General features: G+C 42.0%; 12 protein-coding genes and 3 pseudogenes. 10 read left to right on the plus strand and 5 right to left on the minus strand.

The features are described 5' to 3' along the window. Window positions 1–170: 170 nt before the first annotated feature. Window positions 171–2,036, minus strand: a complete 1,866-nt coding sequence (gene mnmG / locus A3223_RS06290; protein ID WP_084109588.1) for a tRNA uridine-5-carboxymethylaminomethyl(34) synthesis enzyme MnmG — start codon at window positions 2,034–2,036, stop codon at window positions 171–173. Between the two features lie 168 nt (window positions 2,037–2,204). Between mnmG and A3223_RS06295 the strand changes: the two genes are divergently transcribed. The 7 genes and pseudogenes from A3223_RS06295 to A3223_RS06325 all read left to right on the plus strand — a co-directional run bounded on the left by A3223_RS06295 (window position 2,205) and on the right by A3223_RS06325 (window position 9,864). Further along, window positions 2,205–5,657 carry an acyl-[ACP]--phospholipid O-acyltransferase gene (locus tag A3223_RS06295; protein WP_084109589.1) on the plus strand — a complete coding sequence of 1,151 codons (3,453 nt, stop codon included), beginning with the start codon at window positions 2,205–2,207 and terminating at the stop codon, window positions 5,655–5,657. 144 nt (window positions 5,658–5,801) lie between these two features. Further along, window positions 5,802–6,582: pseudogene (locus A3223_RS06300) on the plus strand (amino acid ABC transporter substrate-binding protein). Window positions 6,583–6,591: 9 nt separating this feature from the next. Further along, a pseudogene (locus tag A3223_RS06305) lies at window positions 6,592–6,891 on the plus strand (transporter substrate-binding domain-containing protein); the annotation flags it as partial. Between the two features lie 347 nt (window positions 6,892–7,238). Next, window positions 7,239–8,066, plus strand: coding sequence for a hypothetical protein (locus A3223_RS06310; protein WP_084109590.1), 828 nt, complete (start codon window positions 7,239–7,241; stop codon window positions 8,064–8,066). Between the two features lie 21 nt (window positions 8,067–8,087). Further along, a pseudogene (locus tag A3223_RS06315) lies at window positions 8,088–8,435 on the plus strand (transporter substrate-binding domain-containing protein); the annotation flags it as partial. A gap of 23 nt (window positions 8,436–8,458) precedes the next feature. Next, window positions 8,459–9,127, plus strand: coding sequence for an amino acid ABC transporter permease (locus A3223_RS06320; protein ID WP_021088124.1), 669 nt, complete (start codon window positions 8,459–8,461; stop codon window positions 9,125–9,127). Continuing rightward, complete coding sequence (locus A3223_RS06325; protein ID WP_084109591.1) at window positions 9,127–9,864, plus strand: amino acid ABC transporter ATP-binding protein; 738 nt, start codon at window positions 9,127–9,129, stop codon at window positions 9,862–9,864. The genes A3223_RS06320 and A3223_RS06325 overlap by 1 nt, the downstream gene beginning before the upstream one ends. A gap of 33 nt (window positions 9,865–9,897) precedes the next feature. Here the strand turns inward: A3223_RS06325 and fldA are convergent, their stop codons facing one another. The 4 genes from fldA to A3223_RS06345 form a co-directional block, all read right to left on the minus strand. After that, the gene (fldA, locus tag A3223_RS06330) at window positions 9,898–10,389 is read right to left on the minus strand and encodes a flavodoxin FldA (protein WP_021091868.1); all 492 of its coding nucleotides are present in this window, start codon (window positions 10,387–10,389) and stop codon (window positions 9,898–9,900) included. Window positions 10,390–10,400: 11 nt separating this feature from the next. Continuing rightward, the gene (locus A3223_RS06335) at window positions 10,401–11,114 is read right to left on the minus strand and encodes a UDP-N-acetylmuramate--alanine ligase (RefSeq protein WP_084109592.1); all 714 of its coding nucleotides are present in this window, start codon (window positions 11,112–11,114) and stop codon (window positions 10,401–10,403) included. 3 nt (window positions 11,115–11,117) lie between these two features. Beyond that, a complete protein-coding gene (locus A3223_RS06340) occupies window positions 11,118–11,429 on the minus strand; it encodes a DUF2325 domain-containing protein (RefSeq protein ID WP_002939277.1) in 312 nt (103 codons plus the stop codon). A 132-nt stretch (window positions 11,430–11,561) separates the two neighbouring features. Next, a complete protein-coding gene (locus A3223_RS06345) occupies window positions 11,562–12,725 on the minus strand; it encodes a sugar transporter (RefSeq protein WP_084109593.1) in 1,164 nt (387 codons plus the stop codon). A gap of 169 nt (window positions 12,726–12,894) precedes the next feature. On the opposite strand from A3223_RS06345, the gene nifJ reads away from it, so the two are divergent. From nifJ to A3223_RS06360, 3 genes are all read left to right on the plus strand, one after another. After that, window positions 12,895–16,497, plus strand: coding sequence for a pyruvate:ferredoxin (flavodoxin) oxidoreductase (gene nifJ / locus A3223_RS06350; protein ID WP_084109594.1), 3,603 nt, complete (start codon window positions 12,895–12,897; stop codon window positions 16,495–16,497). A gap of 131 nt (window positions 16,498–16,628) precedes the next feature. Further along, a complete protein-coding gene (locus tag A3223_RS06355) occupies window positions 16,629–17,135 on the plus strand; it encodes a DNA-deoxyinosine glycosylase (protein WP_084109595.1) in 507 nt (168 codons plus the stop codon). 107 nt (window positions 17,136–17,242) lie between these two features. Next, window positions 17,243–18,388 carry a toxin-antitoxin system YwqK family antitoxin gene (locus A3223_RS06360; protein ID WP_084109596.1) on the plus strand — a complete coding sequence of 382 codons (1,146 nt, stop codon included), beginning with the start codon at window positions 17,243–17,245 and terminating at the stop codon, window positions 18,386–18,388. Window positions 18,389–18,487 lie beyond the last annotated feature (99 nt).

Below are 18,487 nucleotides of genomic sequence, written 5' to 3' on the forward strand. Positions count from 1 at the left end.
TTCCTTTCTATAAATAAATTCTTAACGATTATACTCTCAAAAAATTAAAAAAGTATAATTTCTAAATATAATCTGCAAAAATAATGTTGATTTTAACTTACACGTAAATCTTGATTCTAAGATAAAAATTTTAAGCTTTATGGCTTTTTGAACTAAACCAAAAATCAAAATCAGCCAAGCTTTTTCTCATTCATCTTTATATAAATATGTAAGATATCAATCGCAGCTGGCGTGATACCTGAAATTTCACTCGCAGCAAAAAGTGTAGGCGGAGCAAATTTCTCAAGTTTTTCGACTACTTCATTACTAAGACCACTCACACTTCTAAAGTCAAAATTTTCAGGAATTTTCACATCCATCATATCTTTCATTTTTTCTATCTGATTTTTTTGCTCATTTATGTAGTGCTGATACTTGCACTCGGTTAAAATTTGATCCACACTCGAATCATCTAAATTTGCAAATTTCTGATCAAGCTTTCTTAGTTTCTCAGCCGTAAAGCTCTTGCGTGCAACAATCTTTTGAAGGCTCACATTTTGACTGATCGGCTCTTCATCAAGGCTAGCTAAAAGCTCTAAATTTTGCTTGCTCGGCGTAATTTGAGTATTGTTAAGGTAAGCAAGCCCATCTTTTAAATTTTGCCTGATAGCTTCAATTTCATTAAAAGTCTCATCATCAAGAAGCCCAAGCTCATGGCCATATCCGCCAAGCCTTAAAATGGCATTTTCCTCACGCAAAAGCAAGCGGTACTCCGCCCTACTCGTAAACATCCTATATGGCTCTTTTGTCCCTTTTGTGACAAGATCATCGATCAAAACACCGATATACGCCTCATCGCGGCGCAAGACAAGTGGCTCTTTATTATCAAGTGAAAGCGCTGCATTTATGCCAGCCATTAGCCCTTGAGCGCCGGCCTCCTCGTATCCAGTCGTGCCGTTGATCTGCCCTGCCAAGTATAGCCCTTTTACCTTTTTGGTCTCTAAGCTATGTTTTAACTGCGTTGGCTCGATGTAGTCGTACTCGATAGCGTATCCGTGCCTTACTATTTTGGCGTTTTCAAAGCCCTTTACAGAGCGGAGCATCTGCACTTGCACCTCATAAGGCAGGCTCGTTGAAAAGCCGTTTATGTAGTACTCTGTCGCTTCAAGGGTCTGAGGCTCGATGAAAAGGTGGTGTCTGTCGCGGTCGCCAAAGCGGTTTATCTTATCCTCGATACTAGGGCAATATCTTGGTCCGATACCCTCGATCTGACCTGTAAAAAGTGGCGCTTTGTCGAAATTTGAGCGGATTATCTCATGCGTGGTTTCGTTTGTATAGGCGATGTAGCATGGCAGCTGCGTTGGGGAAAAATTTTTAGTTCTAAAGCTAAACGCAACTGGTTTTGCGTCACCATCTTGCTTTTCTAAAATTTCAAAATTTATAGTTTTTGCATCGATCCTTGGGCATGTTCCAGTCTTTAGCCTGCCTAAATTTAGCCCAAGCTCTCTTAGACTGCCACTTAGATCCTTTGCACTTAGCTCGCCCACACGGCCAGCTTCTAGCTTGTTAAATCCAACGTGGATTAGCCCGTTTAAAAATGTACCAGTTGTAATTATCACTTTTTTTGCGTTATAGATGTTATTTAGGTGGGTTTTAACGCCAGTTACTTCGCCATTTTGGCTTAAAATTTCAGTGGCGATCTCTTGAGAAATTTCTAAATTTGGCGTATTTAAAAGCAAATTTCTCATATAAACTCTATATCTATCCATATCGATCTGAGCGCGGCTACCACGTACTGCTGGACCTTTGCTCTCATTTAGTACGCGAAACTGGATACCAACAGCATCAGTCGTAAGCCCCATTTGGCCACCAAGTGCATCGATCTCTTTTACAAGATGTCCCTTCGCAAGGCCTCCGATAGCTGGATTACAGCTTGCAGCGCCTATTTGCTCGGCTAAGATCGTGATAAGTAAAGTTTGTTTGCCCATTCTAGCAGCCGCAAGACTTGCCTCAATGCCTGCATGTCCGCCGCCAATGACGATTATTTCATAGTTCATGATAAATTTTTCCTATTTTTTGATTGCGTGATTTTATCCAAAAGCATATAAAATTTAAATTTTTTAAAAATTTTTATTGCCAAATTTAATGTAGAGTTTTTTATTAATAATATTTTAAATATTTTGCTGTTAGATTTACAAAATTTTTAAAATCACAAAGGTATTTCTATGATGAGTTTATTAAAAGTTGCTGGCTTTTTGCCCTACCTTGCGATCGCATTTTTAAATGCAAGCGTCGATCTAGCACACAAAATCACCATACAAAATGTTCTTTTAAAAACATACGATGGCGACATACTTTTTATCTTAACAGCCGTCATAAACGCAATGATCTTGCTACCATTTATCTTTTTATTTTCGCCCTCAAGTTTTATAAACGATAAATTCGCAAAAATAAAGGTTATAAGAATTTGTGCCATTTTTGGCGTTATTATCAGCGTCGCGGTGCTTTTTAGCTATCTTGCGGGCGCTTTTGGCGTAGCTTTTGCACTCACACTCATACTAGCCGCTCAAAGTGCGATCTACTCACCAGCAAAATACGGCATCATCAAAGCTCTAGTCGGTCCTGAGCGCCTTGGCACAGCAAATGGCATTATTCAAGCGCTCACCATCGTAGCGATACTTGTTAGCTCATTTTTATTTTCATTTATATTTGAAAATTTATACATCCAAGGCGAAAATTCAGAAGAAATTTTAAAAAGCGTCTATCCTATTGGCATCTTTTTAGTCGTATTTAGCGCACTTGAAGCATATTTCGCCTATAAGTTACCTTGCATCGATGAAAAAGACGAAACAAACGAAAATTTTGATATTAAAAAATATATTCGCCTTAGCTATTTAAGAGAAAATTTAAAAGAAGTAAGGTCAGATAAAAATATCTGGCTAAGTATCGCTGGGCTTAGTATATTTTGGGGAATTTCTCAGATCATCATCGCAGCTTTCCCAGCTCATTACAAAGCCGTTTTTAACGACGACAGCTCGCTAGCGGTGCAAGCAATTCTAGCAGCAAGCGCCATAGGCATCGCATTTGGCTCATACGTGGCTGGCTCTATGTCAAAGCTTCACATCGAGCTTGGTATCGTGCCGATGGGTGCTATTGGTATATTTTTCTCGCTATTATTTTTCGCATTTGGCTCAAGCATCGGCGTAGTAAGCCTTAGCTCATTTGCATTTGGCTTTTTTGGTGGAATTTTTATAGTACCGCTAAATGCGATGATCCAGTACTTTGCCCCGCAAAAGACCACCGGCAAGATAATGGCGGCAAACAACTTCTTACAAAACGTCTCAATGCTACTTTTTTTAGCCATTGGCATAGGCTTAGTATATTTTGAAATTTCAACCACTGGGCTCTTTGTCTTTACAGCGCTTGTTTGCTTAATTGGCAGCTTCTACGCCATTTTGCAGCTTCCGCACCTTTTTACAAGGCTACTTTTACTGCCATTTTTAAAGACAAAGTACCGATTTTTTGTTGAAGGACTTCAAAATTTACCACAAAGTGGCGGCGCGCTACTTCTTGGCAATCACATCAGCTGGATCGACTGGCTCGTGCTTCAAGCTGCAAGCCCGAGGGGTATAAGATTTGTAATGTATAGAACGATCTATAACAAATGGTATCTAAAGCAAATTTTTAAATTTTTTAAAGTGATCCCAATAGGCGCAGGGGCAAGCAAAGAGTCGATCGAGCTAGTTAGAGAGTGCCTAAAAAATGGCGAAGTGGTCGCACTTTTCCCAGAGGGTCACATCAGCTACAACGGCCAGATAAATGAATTTCAAAAGGGCTTTGAGCTTATCATAAGAGACCTAGAAGAAATTTGCATCGTGCCATTTTACCTTCGTGGCCTTTGGGGTTCAAGCTTTTCAAGAGCTAGTAAATTTTACAAAGATCTCACTTCTAAAAACGGCAGACGCGACATCATCGTCGCCTTTGGCAAGCCAATAACTACATTTATAAACGCTGCAAAGATGAAGCAAAAGGTGCTTGAGCTTAGCTTTTCATCGTGGGAGAGCTTTATCTCAAGGCAAAAACCACTAACAAGTGAATGGTTAAATAACGCAAAAGAGGATAAATTTAAAGAGTGCATGAGCGACAGCACTGGGTTAAATTTAAGCAACTTGAAATTTATAACAGCCGTTTTAGTCTTTATCAAAATTTTCAAACGAGAGCTAAAAGATGAGAAAAATATAGGCATCTTGCTACCTAGCTCAAGTATCGCAGCAATAGTAAATATGGCGCTTCTTGCCATGGGCAAAGTGAGCGTAAATTTAAACTACACACTAAATGAGACCTCGCTAAATCACGCCCTAAGAAAGGCAGATATAAATACAGTCATCACCTCTAGCAAATTTCTTGAAAAACTAGCACTTAAGGGCTTTGATCTAAAAGATGCGATGAGCGAAAAGGCTAAATTTGCAGAAGATCTCTCAGCTAGCATCTCAAAAAAAGAGAAATTTTTAGCGCTTTTAACTGCGTTTTTTGCTCCAGCTTGGCTTATTAAACTTTGCTATTTTAGGCCAGTGAGCTTAGAGGATACGGCTACTATTTTATTTAGTAGTGGCAGCGAGGGCGAGCCAAAAGGCATCGAGCTAAGCCATAAAAATTTACTTGCAAACATTAAGCAAATAAGCGAACTTTTAAATTTCAAAAAAGATGATGTGATCTTAAACTCACTCCCTATTTTTCACTCATTTGGACTAACGGTCACCACGCTCATGCCACTTTGCGAGGGCATAAAAATGGTAAGCGTGCCTGATCCAACAGATGGAGCGACTATCGGCAAAATGGCGGCAAGACACAGCGCTAGCATCATCTTTGGCACCTCGACCTTCTTTAGGCTCTACACCAGAAACAAAAAGCTTCATCCGCTAATGTTTCAAAGTGCCAGAATGGTCGTAGCTGGGGCTGAAAAGCTAAAACCTGAGATAAAAGACGAGTTTAGGCTCAAATTTGGCATAGAAATTTATGAAGGATACGGCGCAACCGAAACGGCACCAGTAGCTGCTGTAAATATGCCAAATATCCTAGAAAAAGAGAGCCTAAAAGAGCTTACATTTAATAGACCTGGAAGCGTTGGCATGCCTCTGCCTGGCACTATCATAAAAATAATCGACCCTGAGACTCTTGAAGAGCTAGAAACTGGTGAGGACGGACTCATAGTGATCGGCGGATCGCAGGTGATGAAGGGCTATCTAAACGATGAAGCTAAAACAAATGATGTCATCACGTATATAGACAGCGTAAGATACTATAAAACTGGCGATAAAGGCCACATAGATGAAAACGGCTTTGTATTTATCGTCGATAGGTATTCAAGATTTGCCAAGATAGGCGGCGAGATGATAAGCCTTGGAAGCGTCGAAGAAGAGCTTGCAAAGGTGCTTGGAAATGACGTTGTCTTTAGCAGTGCAAACGTACCAGATAGCAAAAAGGGGGAAGCGATCGCGCTTTTGGTAAAAAGCGGCACAGAGCCTGAGAATATCGAGCAAATTTTAAAAGAGAGCAACTTAGCTCCGATAATGATGCCAAGCTATATATTTATCGTTGATGATATCCCAACGCTTGCAAGCGGCAAGGTTGATTTTAAGGGGGTAAAAGCTCTAGCGGTCTCACTTTTAGCGGAGTGAGACGCCGCCCTTTTATTTTTGTGATAAAATAGCGCCAAAATATTACCTAGGTCGCAGTTGTGACTAACATTTGCATAAATCTTAAATTTATCTTTTTTTGCAAATTCCGTTATTGATTTTATTTTTCTTAATAAGGAGTTTTGTATGAAATTTTCTAGTGCTTTTAAATTTGGTGCGCTCTGCGTAGTTGGCTGTTTGCTCTCTTTAAATTCTGCCTTAGCAAATTCTTACGAGCAGATCAAAAAAGATGGCGTCATAAGGATAGCAACAGAAGGCGTTTATTCGCCATTTTCATTTCACAATGAAAAAGATGAGCTAATGGGCTATGACGTGGAGATAGCAAGAGCCGTGGCTAAAAAAACTAGGCGTAAAGCTAAAATTTATCGAAGCTTCATGGGACGCGATGCTTGCTGCATTTGACGCTGGCAAAGCAGACGTTGTTTTTAACCAAGTTAGCATAAACGAAGATAGAAAGAAAAAGTATGATATGAGCGTGCCTTACACCATGCCATATCCTGTAATTGTCGTGCATAAAGATAATAACGATATCAAAAGTTTTGCTGATCTAAAGGGCAAAAAAAGCGTGCACTCTGCAACTAGCAACTGGGCAGCGATAGCTGAGAAAAATGGCGCAACAGTAGTCGTGGCTGATGGCTTTAGCAAAGGCGTGGAGCTTATCATCTCAAAAAGAGCTGACGATACGATAAATGACAATGTCACATTTTTTGACTACATCAAACAACGCCCAAATGCACCGCTAAAGATCGCATATACTAGTAATGAGCCGATGCCAACAGCTGCACTTCTTAAAAAAGGCAACACCGAGCTACTAGAAGCGATAAACAAAGCGCTTGATGAGCTAAAAGCCGAAGGTAAGATAAGCGAAATTTCGATGAAATATTTTGGAAAAGATATTTCAAAATAAATGATCAAAATGAAATTTACAAATTTATTAAAAGTAGTAGCCGTGCTTGCAATGGCTCTAAATTTGCAAGCAAAAACTATAAAAGATGGCGTGCTAACAGTAGCAACTGAAGGCACTTACGCACCTTTTACATTTTATAATGACAAAAATGAGCTAGTAGGATATGACGTAGATATCGCAAGAGCAGTAGCGCAAAAGTTAAATTTAAAAGTTGAGTTTCTAACAGCTCCATGGGACGCGATGCTAGCTGCATTTGACGCTGGCAAAGCAGACGTTGTGTTTAACCAAGTAAGCATAAACGAAGATAGAAATTCTAATGAAATAATCAATCTTATGAGAGTAGGTTATCCAGGACAATATCCAGAAGAGCTATATGGAGTTAATTCTATGTTAGAGTAATTACCTATGCTTGGAGTTGAGGTTATCTATGAAGAGATAACTAAGGATTTAGCAAATAGATTTCTAGATGAAGCAAAAAAACATAAGATTATCTATAATGGCAAGATAGTTACACTACAAAAGTTTTAAACTCAAGAAAAGGTGTAGGCAGAGCTTATGAGATAGAAAATATCTACAATACTCTAATAAAAGTAGCAAAAAGAGACAATGAATCAGAAAGATAAAACTAAAATCACAAGAGAAATAAGGAGAGTAAAGTGAAAAATATTTTAATAGCAGCTTTTTTAACTACAGGTTTAGTTAGTAGCGTTGGTGCAGATAAATTTAAATTTACTTCAAATAAAACTTACGTGTATCAGAATCAATATGGTATTAATGTAAGATTGATTGTAGGTAGTGATGAAGGTTGTCCGGATAAGTTTAGTTATGGTGATGTTGAACCATTTATAACTAAAAATAATTATGGACATAAGACAGTTAAACTTAGTTGTACTGTTCATAAAGTTGGTGAGAGAACTTCTAGGTATTATACTTATGCTCAAACTGGAGGTAGAATGTTAGGTGGACTTATTCCTGATACTAACTTTTATAGATCTAAAGAAGCTACTGAAACTAATAGACCTACTATAAATGAATTAGGTATACCTAGATCAATAATTAAAGTAGGTGATGATAAATTTCTAATGTCTCAGATAGGAGACTTTAAAGAAGGATCTCTTAATTATGATAATGAGTATGAACTTAAAGATGGTAGACCTAATGGTGAAGAATCTGATGGTATCTATCCAATTGTTAATAGTTATCCTATCTTAGGTTTACTTGAATTCTTAGATATGTATGGAATTAGTACTGATAGCTTTAATAAAATTCTACTTTACATTAAACCTACTTATAGTCATGCACAGCAGTTATCTAGAATCAAAGTTAATCTAGATGAACAAGTATTTAATATAAAGTTAGAAGGCACTTATATAGATGAATTTAGACCATATGGAAAAAGAACAAAATACTATGATCCTACTTTTGAAGATCAGTTTCACTTTGAAGATTTCTATCCTTCGCTAGAAGATAGAATGGCTTGGTGAATAGAAAAGCGAGCATATTAAAAAAGCGTGCACTCAGCTACGAGCAACTGGGCAAAAGTCGCCGTAAAATACGGCGCTGAACACGTCGTAACAGATAGTTTTGCTAAAAGTATGGAGCTTCTTATATCAAGACGCGTAGATGCTGTTGTAAGAGATAACATCGTATTTTACGACTTCATAAAAGAGCGCCCAAACGCACCTGTAAAGATAGCTGCCTCACTTGATGAGAAAGACTACACAGCAGCAGCTGTTAAAAAAGACAACGCCGAACTCGCAGAGCAAATTTCAAATGCTCTAAACGAACTTTCAAAAGAAGGCAAACTAGAAGCTATCTCAAAAAGCTACTTTGGCAAAGACGTCTCAAAATAAATTTATAAACCAACAAGGCAAAAATGGAAAATTTAGATAGAGTGATCGAGCTTGTTTCAAGCTCGACGCTACCGATGATTATCGCACTTTTAAAGGTGACGATCCCGCTTACATTGCTCTCGTTTTCGCTAGGGCTTGTCATCGCCATTATCACAGCAGTAGCAAGGCTTTCAAATATAAAAATTTTAAAATTTATATTTGCCACCTACGTTTGGATATTTCGCGGTACGCCGCTTCTTGTGCAGCTTTTTATCGTATTTTACGGACTTCCTAGCATCGGCATCACGCTTGATACTTGGAGCGCGGCGACTATTGCATTTAGTCTAAACGTGGGTGCTTATGCCTCTGAGTCCGTAAGGGCTGCCATTCTTTCTGTGCCAAAAGGTCAGTGGGAGGCTGCCACATCGCTTGGCATGACGCACTATCAAATTTTAAAGCGTATCATCGCACCTCAAGCAGTGAGGATCTCGTTGCCACCGCTTTCAAACACATTTATAGGCCTTGTTAAAGACACTTCACTAGCAGCTTCTATAACGATGGTTGATATGTTTATGGTCGCTCAAAGGATCGCAGCAAGGACCTTTGAGCCACTCATCCTCTACATCCTAGCAGCACTTATCTATCTAGTGGTTTGCACACTCTTAACCTATCTTCAATCAAGGCTTGAAAAAGCTGTCTCAAGGTATGTCTAATGGCTATAAATTTTAAAAATATAAGCAAATCTTATGGCGATCATTTGGTGCTAGATAACATAAACATAAGCTTTAAAGAGGGGCAAACGACCGTGATAGTTGGCTCATCTGGTTGTGGCAAATCAACGCTTCTTAGATGCATAAATTTACTTGAGATCCCACAAAGTGGCATTTTAGAGGTAGATGATAGAGCTATAAATTTTAAAGAGAAGCTTAGCTCAAAAAAGCTTTTAGAAATTCGCAAAAAAACAGGCATGGTTTTTCAAAGTTTTAACCTTTTCCCACACCTAACAGCGCTTCAAAATGTCACCGAAGCTCCGATCTATGTTCAAAAAAAGGATAAAAACGAAGCAATAAAAGAGGCAAAAGAGCTTTTAGCTAAAGTGGGGCTTAGCCACAAAGAAGATACCTATCCAAACAGGCTCTCAGGCGGACAAGCACAGCGCGTGGCCATCGCTAGAGCCCTAGCTGTAAATCCATACTTTTTACTACTTGACGAGCCTACAAGCGCGCTTGATCCAGAGCTTGAGGCTGAAGTTTTAAAGGTTATTTTATCTCTTGCAAAAGAGAAAAAGTCTATGATCATCGTTACTCATAATATGAATTTTGCTAGAAAGATAGCTGATAGAATTTTGTTTTTAGATAAAGGTGTGATCGCATTTGATGGCTTGGTAGATGAGTTTTTTAACAGCCAAAATGAGAGGATAAAAAGCTTCATCTCAGCTATGGATATATGAAAATTTTAGCTAGAAAATCTAGCTAAAATTACATTAAGCAAAGTAAGGTTTTATCTGCTCGATCCAAGCTGAAATTCTACCCTCAGTTTTGTCGCTTTGATTGTCAGCGTCAAGCGCTAAACCTACAAATTTTCCATTTTTTACGGCATCAGAGCCATCAAATGTATATCCGTCAGTGCTAACCTCACCAACTACCTTTGCGCCAGCTTTTACGACCTCATCATAAAGCTTTGCCATGCCATTACAGTACTCATCAGAGTAGCTCTCGCTATCACCCATGCCAAAAACAGCGACTGTTTTTCCGCTTAGATTTAGCGCTTTAAAGTCAAACGCATCCCAGTCATCTTGAAGATCGCCACTACCCCAGGTTGATGTACCAAGGATGAGCTTATCAAAGCTATTTAGTTTTGCTGCGTCTACATCGGCAACGTTTAAAAGCTCATTTTCAAGGCCTAGACCCTCACTTATAAGTTTTGCTGCATCTTCGGTATTTCCCATGCTGCTTCCATAAACTATACCTATCATTTTTATCCTTTTTAAAAAATTTTACTAATAATCGTATAAGGCACAAGCTTGATCAAACCTCTCGCACAACAGTGCCTAACCTCAACGTGTCGCCTAAATTCCTCATTTCTAGGAAAAACGATATAAACCATCTCACACTCGTGACCAAGCACACCGACGGCTCTATCTATATCGTCGTTTAAATTTCTCATATCATCAAAGCTCACTTTTTTAAAGCTTGGCATGACACTGAGCAAATTTTTACCATCTTTTTTGACCGAAATGACACCACCATTTAGCATGACCTCTTTGTCTTGATGGCGGAGGCGTATTTTATCATAAACAAATTGACAAAACATCTGTGCCGCATCGATACAAAACTCAAATTTCCCACTTGCATAAAGCATTTTTATCATCTTTGCAGCCGCCATTTTTGGCTCTTTTGCTATAAATTTTATCTTTGAAAAGTCGCCTTTTAAATAAGCATTTATGATGATATTTGATGAAAAACAAAAGCGATCTGCTGGCTTACAATTTAGACATTTCTCACGAAGCAGGAAATTTATCCTGGCCTCAAAAATTTCTTTGAAATTTAGAAATTTAGCGTAAGAAAGCGGTATTTTTAGCTCACTTTCTACACCAGAATTATAAAGTGCAATAAAAATTTTTGCACGTGAAAGCTTGTCAAGCTTTGCAAAAATATTTGGAGTTATTTCGCCAATATCTGATAAAAGCCCGAATCTCATTGATTATTCTTTGCATCCAAATTCCTTATCTAGTCCAAAGACCTTGCAGTACTCGCAAAATACGCAACTAACGCTTCTTTTTGCACAAACAATTGGAATATTTCTCTTTTTTGCTTGAGTTTTAATAGTCTTCATCGTGTTGTGGTTTAAAAAGCTAGTTAGCATCACCACACACTCGGTATCTTGAGGGATTGGCTTGCGATTTACGCGGTTTTCATTTCTAGCATCCCAGTGTTCTATCTTCTCAGCTCCCAAATCATGTAAAACTGCCTTGATAGGCGTTATCTCATCTGCGCCGATAACTAAAACTGACATAATAAGCTCCTAAAATTTATTCATTTTCTGATAATGATTATAAGGAAGCTTAACTAAAATTTTTCTTAGTTATGATATTTATTATCACTTATATGTAGAAATTTGTAACGTTTTGCTTAGATATTTAAACATCTAAACTCTTTTAATCTTAGATACCGTAAATAAAAATATGATAAGTCCGCTTGCGGCAAAAAAACTACCAACATTACCGATATTTTGCTCGCCTAAATGAACTATCGTCTGATGCCCTATTAGCGCCCCTGCTCCGATGCCTATGTTATAAATAGCCGAAAATATCGCCATTGCAGCATCAGTTGCATTTGAGGCAAGACTTAGCACTTTTATTTGAAAGCTCATATTTACACCAGCTATGCCAAGCCCCCAAACAAAGGCCAAGACTAGCATTAAAACTTCATTTTTAGCAATAAAATTTAACAAAATCAAGCAACATAAAATAAGCATGATAGAAATTGCTGAAAATGTATTTGGAATAAGCTTATAAAATTTAGAGAAAAGCAGGCTTGCAACCACACCAGCAACGCCAAATATAAGCAAGAATATTGTGATAAATTTCCCATCAAAGCCACTGATATCTTTTGCAAATGGCTCAATGTAGCTATAGGTGCTAAAATGCGCACTTATGATAATTGCAGTTAGTAAAAATACGACCATTAAAAGGCCATTTCTTGCAATCTCTGGCAAGCTTTTAAGCGACCCTGAGTTTTTACTTGGCAGAAGTGGCAAAATTTTATATAGCCAAGCTCCAACACCAACAGCAAAAATTCCTATCAATCCAAAGGTCACACGCCAACCAAGTGCATCACCTAAAATTCTTCCAAGTGGCAGACCAAGTATCATCGCTAGCGATGTGCCAAGAGCTAGTAATCCAAGAGCTTGTGAGCTTTTATTTATCGGAGCTAGCCTAACAGCAAGTGAAGCAGTGATAGCCCAAAAAATAGCATGAGCAATAGCTATCATCAACCGAGCAATAATTAAAATTTTAAAATTCCAAGCAAAGGCGCAAAGCGTATGAGCTACAACAAATACGATAAAAACTTTTAAAAGAAGAGATCTTCGTTCTAAATTTGCAGTTAAAAGCATAAGCGGTAAAGAGAGTATCGTGACGCTCCACGCATAAATCGTGATGATAAGGCCGGTATCGGCCGTGCTCATGTCAAAATCTTTCGCAATATCACTTAAAAGTGGCACTGGGACAAACTCAGTAGTGTTAAATATAAAAGCACAAAAAGTAAGAGCTATAACCCTTAAATAGGCTACCCTATGAACACTTATCAAATTTTATCTTTAATTTTTTTCATTACGGTAATGGAATTTTGCTTAAAGTTAGTAATTCAAAAGACAAAATTCTCAGAATTTATTAATGACATAGATTAATAGTAGATTTTGGAAACTATCTCTATAATAAAAGATTTTTAAAAATCGTAAGAAAATTTAAGGCGGAAAAATGGCTAAAATAATGAAAACTATGGACGGAAACGAAGCTGCGGCGCACGCGGCTTACGCATTTACGGAGGTTGCGGGCATCTACCCGATCACTCCTAGCTCGCCGATGGCCGATTACACCGATATGTGGGCGGCTCAGGGTAAGAAAAATCTATTCGGCATGCCGGTTAAAGTAGTCGAAATGCAAAGCGAGGGCGGAGCTGCTGGTACCGTGCACGGCTCGCTGCAAGTAGGCGCGCTGACTACGACGTACACGGCTTCGCAAGGCCTTTTGCTAAAAATCCCCAATATGTACAAAATCGCAGGCCAGCTACTACCCGGCGTCATCCACGTGAGCGCGCGCTCTATCGCGGCCCAGGCGCTTTCTATCTTTGGCGATCATCAGGACATTTATGCCTGTCGCCAGACGGGATTTGCTATGCTGGCAAGTGGTTCCGTGCAAGAGGTCATGGATATCGCGGGCGTCGCGCATCTAGCCGCGATCAAGGGTCGCGTGCCGTTTTTGCACTTTTTCGACGGATTTCGCACGAGCCACGAGATACAAAAGATCGAGGTACTTGACTACGCGCACTTTGATAGGCTTCTTGACCGCGAGGCGCTGCAAAAATTTAGAGACGAGGCGCTAAGCCCAGAAAACCCGAAAACTCGCGGTACGGCACAAAACGACGACATCTACTTCCAGACGCGCGAGCTAGCTAACCGCTACTACGACGCGGTGCCTGATATCGTGGCCGAGTATCTAAAAGAAATTTCAAAAATCACGGGACGCGATTATAAGCCGTTTAATTATTACGGCGATCCGCACGCTACGCGCCTCGTGGTCGCGATGGGCTCTGTCACGCAAACTCTAGAAGAAGTCGTCGATCACCTACGCGCAAAAGGCGAAAAAGTAGGCGTGCTAAAAGTGCATCTATACCGTCCGTTTAGCCTAAAATACCTATTTGACGTGATGCCTGAAACGGTAGAAAAGATCGCCGTGCTAGACCGCACGAAAGAGCCCGGAAGCCTCGGCGAGCCGCTATATCTGGACGTTAAGGCTGCGTTTTACGGACGCAAAAATCAGCCCGTGATCGTAGGCGGCCGCTACGGCCTAAGCTCAAAAGACGTCGATCCGGCTCAGATGCTAGCAGTCTTTGAAAATCTAAATTTAGAGGGGCCTAAAAACGGCTTTACCGTCGGTATCGAGGACGACGTGACATTTACATCGTTAAAAGTCGGCGAGAAAATTTCGCTAAGCGATGCAAGCGTGAAAGAGTGCCTATTTTACGGTCTTGGCGCGGACGGTACCGTAGGAGCCAATAAAAACTCCATCAAAATCATCGGCGATAAAACCGATCTTTACGCGCAGGCCTATTTTGCCTACGATAGCAAAAAATCAGGCGGCTACACACGCTCGCACCTGCGCTTCGGCAAAAACCCGATCCGCTCGACCTACCTCGTCTCAAATCCGCACTTCGTAGCCTGCTCGGTCGCTGCGTATCTTGAAATTTACGACGTCATAGACGGTATCCGCGAGGGCGGGACGTTCCTGCTAAACTCGATCTGGGACGCCGAGCAGACGGTCGCTAAACTGCCGAATAAAGTAAAGAAAATTTTAGCCGCTAAAAGAGTAAATTTCTACATCATCAACGCCACTAAGCTAGCTCGCGAGATCGGGCTAAAAAACCGCACGAACACCATCATGCAGTCGGCGTTTTTTAAGCTTGCAGACATCATCCCGTTTGCCGACGCGCAAAAATACATGAAAGAGTACGCGCACAAAGCCTACGCCAAAAAGGGCGAAGCGATCGTGGAGATGAACTACAAGGCTATCGATATGGGCGCGGACGGGCTGGTTAAGGTCGCAGTCGACCCTAGCTGGGCAAATTTGACGGATGACGCCGCAAATGAGGAAAAATACGTCGGCGACGAATTTATAGAAAAAATCGTTAAACCTATCAATGCCGCTAGGGGTGACAGCCTGCCCGTTTCGGCCTTTGTGGGTTTTGAAGACGGACACTTTAAATCAGGCACTACGGCATACGAAAAACGCGGTATCGGCGTGATGGTGCCAAAATGGATCGAGGAAAATTGCATCCAGTGCAACCAGTGCGCCTTCGTCTGCCCGCACGCGGTGATCCGCCCGTTTCTCATCGACGAAAACGAGCTCGCCGCCGCGCCGCAAACTGTGCAAGATCACGTCCTAGACGCAAAAGGTAAAGAGGTAAAATGGCTAAAATACAAAATCCAAGTGAGTCCTCTAGACTGTACGGGCTGCGAGCTGTGCGCTCAAAACTGCCCGAGCAAGGAAAAATCGCTCGTCATGGTTCCTTTGGCCGAGGAGATGGAGAAAAACGAACAGGAAAACGCCGATTATTTATTTAAAAAGGTAACCTACAAAGACGACCTAATGAGCAAAGATAGCGTCAAGGGCGTTGGCTTTGCACAGCCGCTATTTGAGTTTCACGGCGCGTGCCCCGGATGCGGCGAGACGCCTTATATCGGGCTTGTTACGAGACTGTTCGGCGACCGTATGATCGTGGCAAATGCCACCGGTTGTAGCTCGATCTACGGCGGTAGCGCGCCTTCGACGCCTTATACGACGAACAAAGAGGGCAAGGGCGTAGCGTGGGCAAATTCGCTCTTTGAGGATAACGCGGAGTTTGGTATGGGTATGAACGTCGCGGTAGAGACACTTCGTCACCGTATAGAAGACGTAATGCTACGCACCAAAGATGCCGTGCCAAATGCCCTAGCCGCGCTATACTCCGACTGGATCGCGCACAAAAACGACGGCGAGAAAACGACGCAAATCACTAAAATTTTAACGCCGATTTTGGAGCAAAATTTAGACGTAGAGGGCGTGAAAGAAATTTTAGAGCTAAAAAGATATCTCGTCAAAAAATCCCAGTGGATCATCGGCGGCGACGGCTGGGCCTACGACATCGGCTTTGGCGGGCTTGACCACGTGCTAGCTAGCGGCGAGAACGTAAACGTACTGGTGCTTGACACTGAAGTTTACTCAAACACCGGCGGTCAAAGCTCAAAATCAAGTCGCGCGGGTTCGATAGCGCAATTTACGGCATCTGGCAAGCCGATGCAGAAAAAAGACCTAGGCTACATCGCGATGACCTACGGAAATATCTTCGTAGCTCAAATTAACTCAAACGCGAGCCAGGCAAACACGATAAAAGCCATCGCTGCAGCCGAGGCCTACGACGGACCTAGCCTCGTGATCGCGTATTCGCCGTGTATCGCGCACGGTATAAAAGGCGGCATGGCCTACTCCGGCGGTCAAGGCGAACTAGCGACTAAATGCGGCTACTGGCCGACCTACATCTACGATCCGCGCCTAATCAAAGAGGGCAAAAATCCGCTCAAAATGACCTCAAAAGAGCCGGATTGGTCGCTTTACGAGGAGTTTTTGCTAAACGAGGTTCGCTACAACTCGCTTAGAAAGACAAATCCGCAGCACGCGGACGAGCTGCTAGCTAAAAACAAGGCCGACGCGCAAAGACGCTACCGCCAGCTAAAACGGCTAAGCTTGGCTGACTTTAGCGACGAGGTCGAGTCTAGCGCGCCTGAGAGCGCCGAGGATGCCTCTGCCGATACCGTAGCCGAGTAAGGCGCAAATTTCTCTCGCCTAAATTTGACGGGCGAGGGAAAATATCTGTAAATTTAGCCGCTCGTTCGGGCGGTTAAATTTGCTTTCAAATTTGAAATTTTATTTAACGCGGCAAATTTAAAAGGCGCAAAATGAGCCAAACCCATCCTTTTAAACCGGTTTTTGATAAAAACTCTAAAATTTTAATCCTCGGTTCCTTTCCCTCCGCCCCCTCTCGCAAGCTGGGCTTTTACTACGCAAATCCGCAAAATCGCTTTTGGCTGGTGCTGGCCGGGATTTTAAACGCTCCGACGCCTACTAGTACGGATGAAAAGATAGATTTTCTGCTAGCTCACCGCATCGCTATCTACGACGCTGCGATCTCGTGCGAGATAAAGGGCTCGAGCGATGCTAAAATGACCGCCGTCAAGCCAGCAAATTTAGAGCCGATCTTTAGCGGAGCGCGCATAGCGCAGGTATTCGCAAACGGCGGCAAGGCGCACGAAATCTGCGAAAAGTATCTAAAAACTCGAATTTTAAACGCAACGGGTAAAGAACCCGTCAAGCTACCCTCGACTAGCTCCGCAAACGCAAATTTTAGCTTTGAAAGGCTCGTGCGCGAGTGGACGGTCGTCGTCGAAGCGTTAAAAGACGGTTAAATTTGATGTGAGCCTTCAAATTTAACTCATCCGAAATAACCGCGCCTTCACCTTAAATTTAGTTTCAAATTTTAAAATCACCAAAATCAAACAAAGTAGGAAAAACCATGAAAATACTAAAATTTCTATTTTTACTCCCGCTTCTAGCGATAGGTGCGCAGGCGCTGGAGCCAAAAGTCGTAATGAAGCCCGAAGTGAGCCTCAAAAACGGGCTTTACTGCGTAAAAGGCAAGCCCTACGACGGCACGCTAAAGATGCTTCGATACAGCGTCGAGGACCTATATGACGTAAATGCGATGGGCATGGTCTATCCGAGGTTAAAACCTCTGCCGCCCACGCTCATACGCGAGATAGACGTAGAGGGCGGCACGGCGGTGCGATACAGGGACTATTTTGACGGCAGGGACAAGCCCTCAAACGAATACCCCCTAAAAAACGGCGTCCGCGAGGGCACGGCGAAGCACTACCACGCAGATAGCGGCGCGCTGATGGGCGAGAGCGAATACAAAAATGACGTCCGCGACGGACTCTACCGCCGCTACTACTTCGACGAGGGCGGCGCGTTAAAGCAGGAGGGTACCTACAAAGCGGACAAGCGAGAGGGCGTATTTACCGACTATTACGTTAGCGGCGAAGTTAGCGCACGCAGCCCATACGTTGGCGGACTTCGAAACGGCGAGGACGTCGACTATTATAAAAGCGGCAAAATCCGCGGCAAGCGAACCTACAAAAATGACAAGCGAGAGGGCGCGGAGACGTGGTACTACGAAAGCGGCGTCGTGGAGGAGACGGGCGAATACAAAAACGACCGCAAACAAGGCGTTTGGAAGCGATTTTACGAAAACAGCAAAACGCACGTGGTAGAAAATTACAAAGACGGCGAAAAGGACGGCGTCGTGCGCGAATACTACCCAAGCGGCAAACTTAGAGGCGAATACGAGTACAAAGACGGCCGCCAAACGGGCGCAGGGTTGGACTACTACGAGAGCGGGGCGCTGGCGGCAAAAGTGATGTTTAAAAACGGACGCTATCACGGACTGTACGAGGAGTATCACGAAAACGGCAAGCTAAAAGCTAGAGTGATGTTTGAGGACGGGCTGGAAACCGGCACGGCGAAACACTACTACGCAAACGGCAAACTAGAGGCCCAGGGCGAGTTTGAGCGCGGCAGGCTCATCCGCACCAAAAAATACGACGAAGCGGGTAAGTTAATCAGCAACAAGTTTGATAAAAACGGACTTCCGAGGGAGTAAATACTAAAATAAGTTACTACTGGCATCATTTGAATTTTTACCAAACCAAATATTTGCATCTTTTATATTTTGAATATTTTAATTAGCTTTAAATCACAC

This window comes from Campylobacter concisus, assembly GCF_002092855.1.
Taxonomy (GTDB): domain Bacteria; phylum Campylobacterota; class Campylobacteria; order Campylobacterales; family Campylobacteraceae; genus Campylobacter_A; species Campylobacter_A concisus_AI.

What these genes read in the sequence shown, in the direction of transcription:
- A3223_RS06320 (WP_021088124.1), top strand. Translation starts at nt 8,459, where the DNA reads ATGGAAAATTTAGATAGAGTGATCGAGCTTGTTTCAAGCTCGACGCTA.
- fldA (WP_021091868.1), bottom strand. Translation starts at nt 10,389, where the DNA reads ATGATAGGTATAGTTTATGGAAGCAGCATGGGAAATACCGAAGATGCA.
- A3223_RS06340 (WP_002939277.1), bottom strand. Translation starts at nt 11,429, where the DNA reads ATGTCAGTTTTAGTTATCGGCGCAGATGAGATAACGCCTATCAAGGCA.
- A3223_RS06360 (WP_084109596.1), top strand. Translation starts at nt 17,243, where the DNA reads ATGAAAATACTAAAATTTCTATTTTTACTCCCGCTTCTAGCGATAGGT.
- A3223_RS06295 (WP_084109589.1), top strand. Translation starts at nt 2,205, where the DNA reads ATGATGAGTTTATTAAAAGTTGCTGGCTTTTTGCCCTACCTTGCGATC.
- A3223_RS06335 (WP_084109592.1), bottom strand. Translation starts at nt 11,114, where the DNA reads ATGAGATTCGGGCTTTTATCAGATATTGGCGAAATAACTCCAAATATT.
- nifJ (WP_084109594.1), top strand. Translation starts at nt 12,895, where the DNA reads ATGGCTAAAATAATGAAAACTATGGACGGAAACGAAGCTGCGGCGCAC.
- mnmG (WP_084109588.1), bottom strand. Translation starts at nt 2,036, where the DNA reads ATGAACTATGAAATAATCGTCATTGGCGGCGGACATGCAGGCATTGAG.
- A3223_RS06355 (WP_084109595.1), top strand. Translation starts at nt 16,629, where the DNA reads ATGAGCCAAACCCATCCTTTTAAACCGGTTTTTGATAAAAACTCTAAA.
- A3223_RS06325 (WP_084109591.1), top strand. Translation starts at nt 9,127, where the DNA reads ATGGCTATAAATTTTAAAAATATAAGCAAATCTTATGGCGATCATTTG.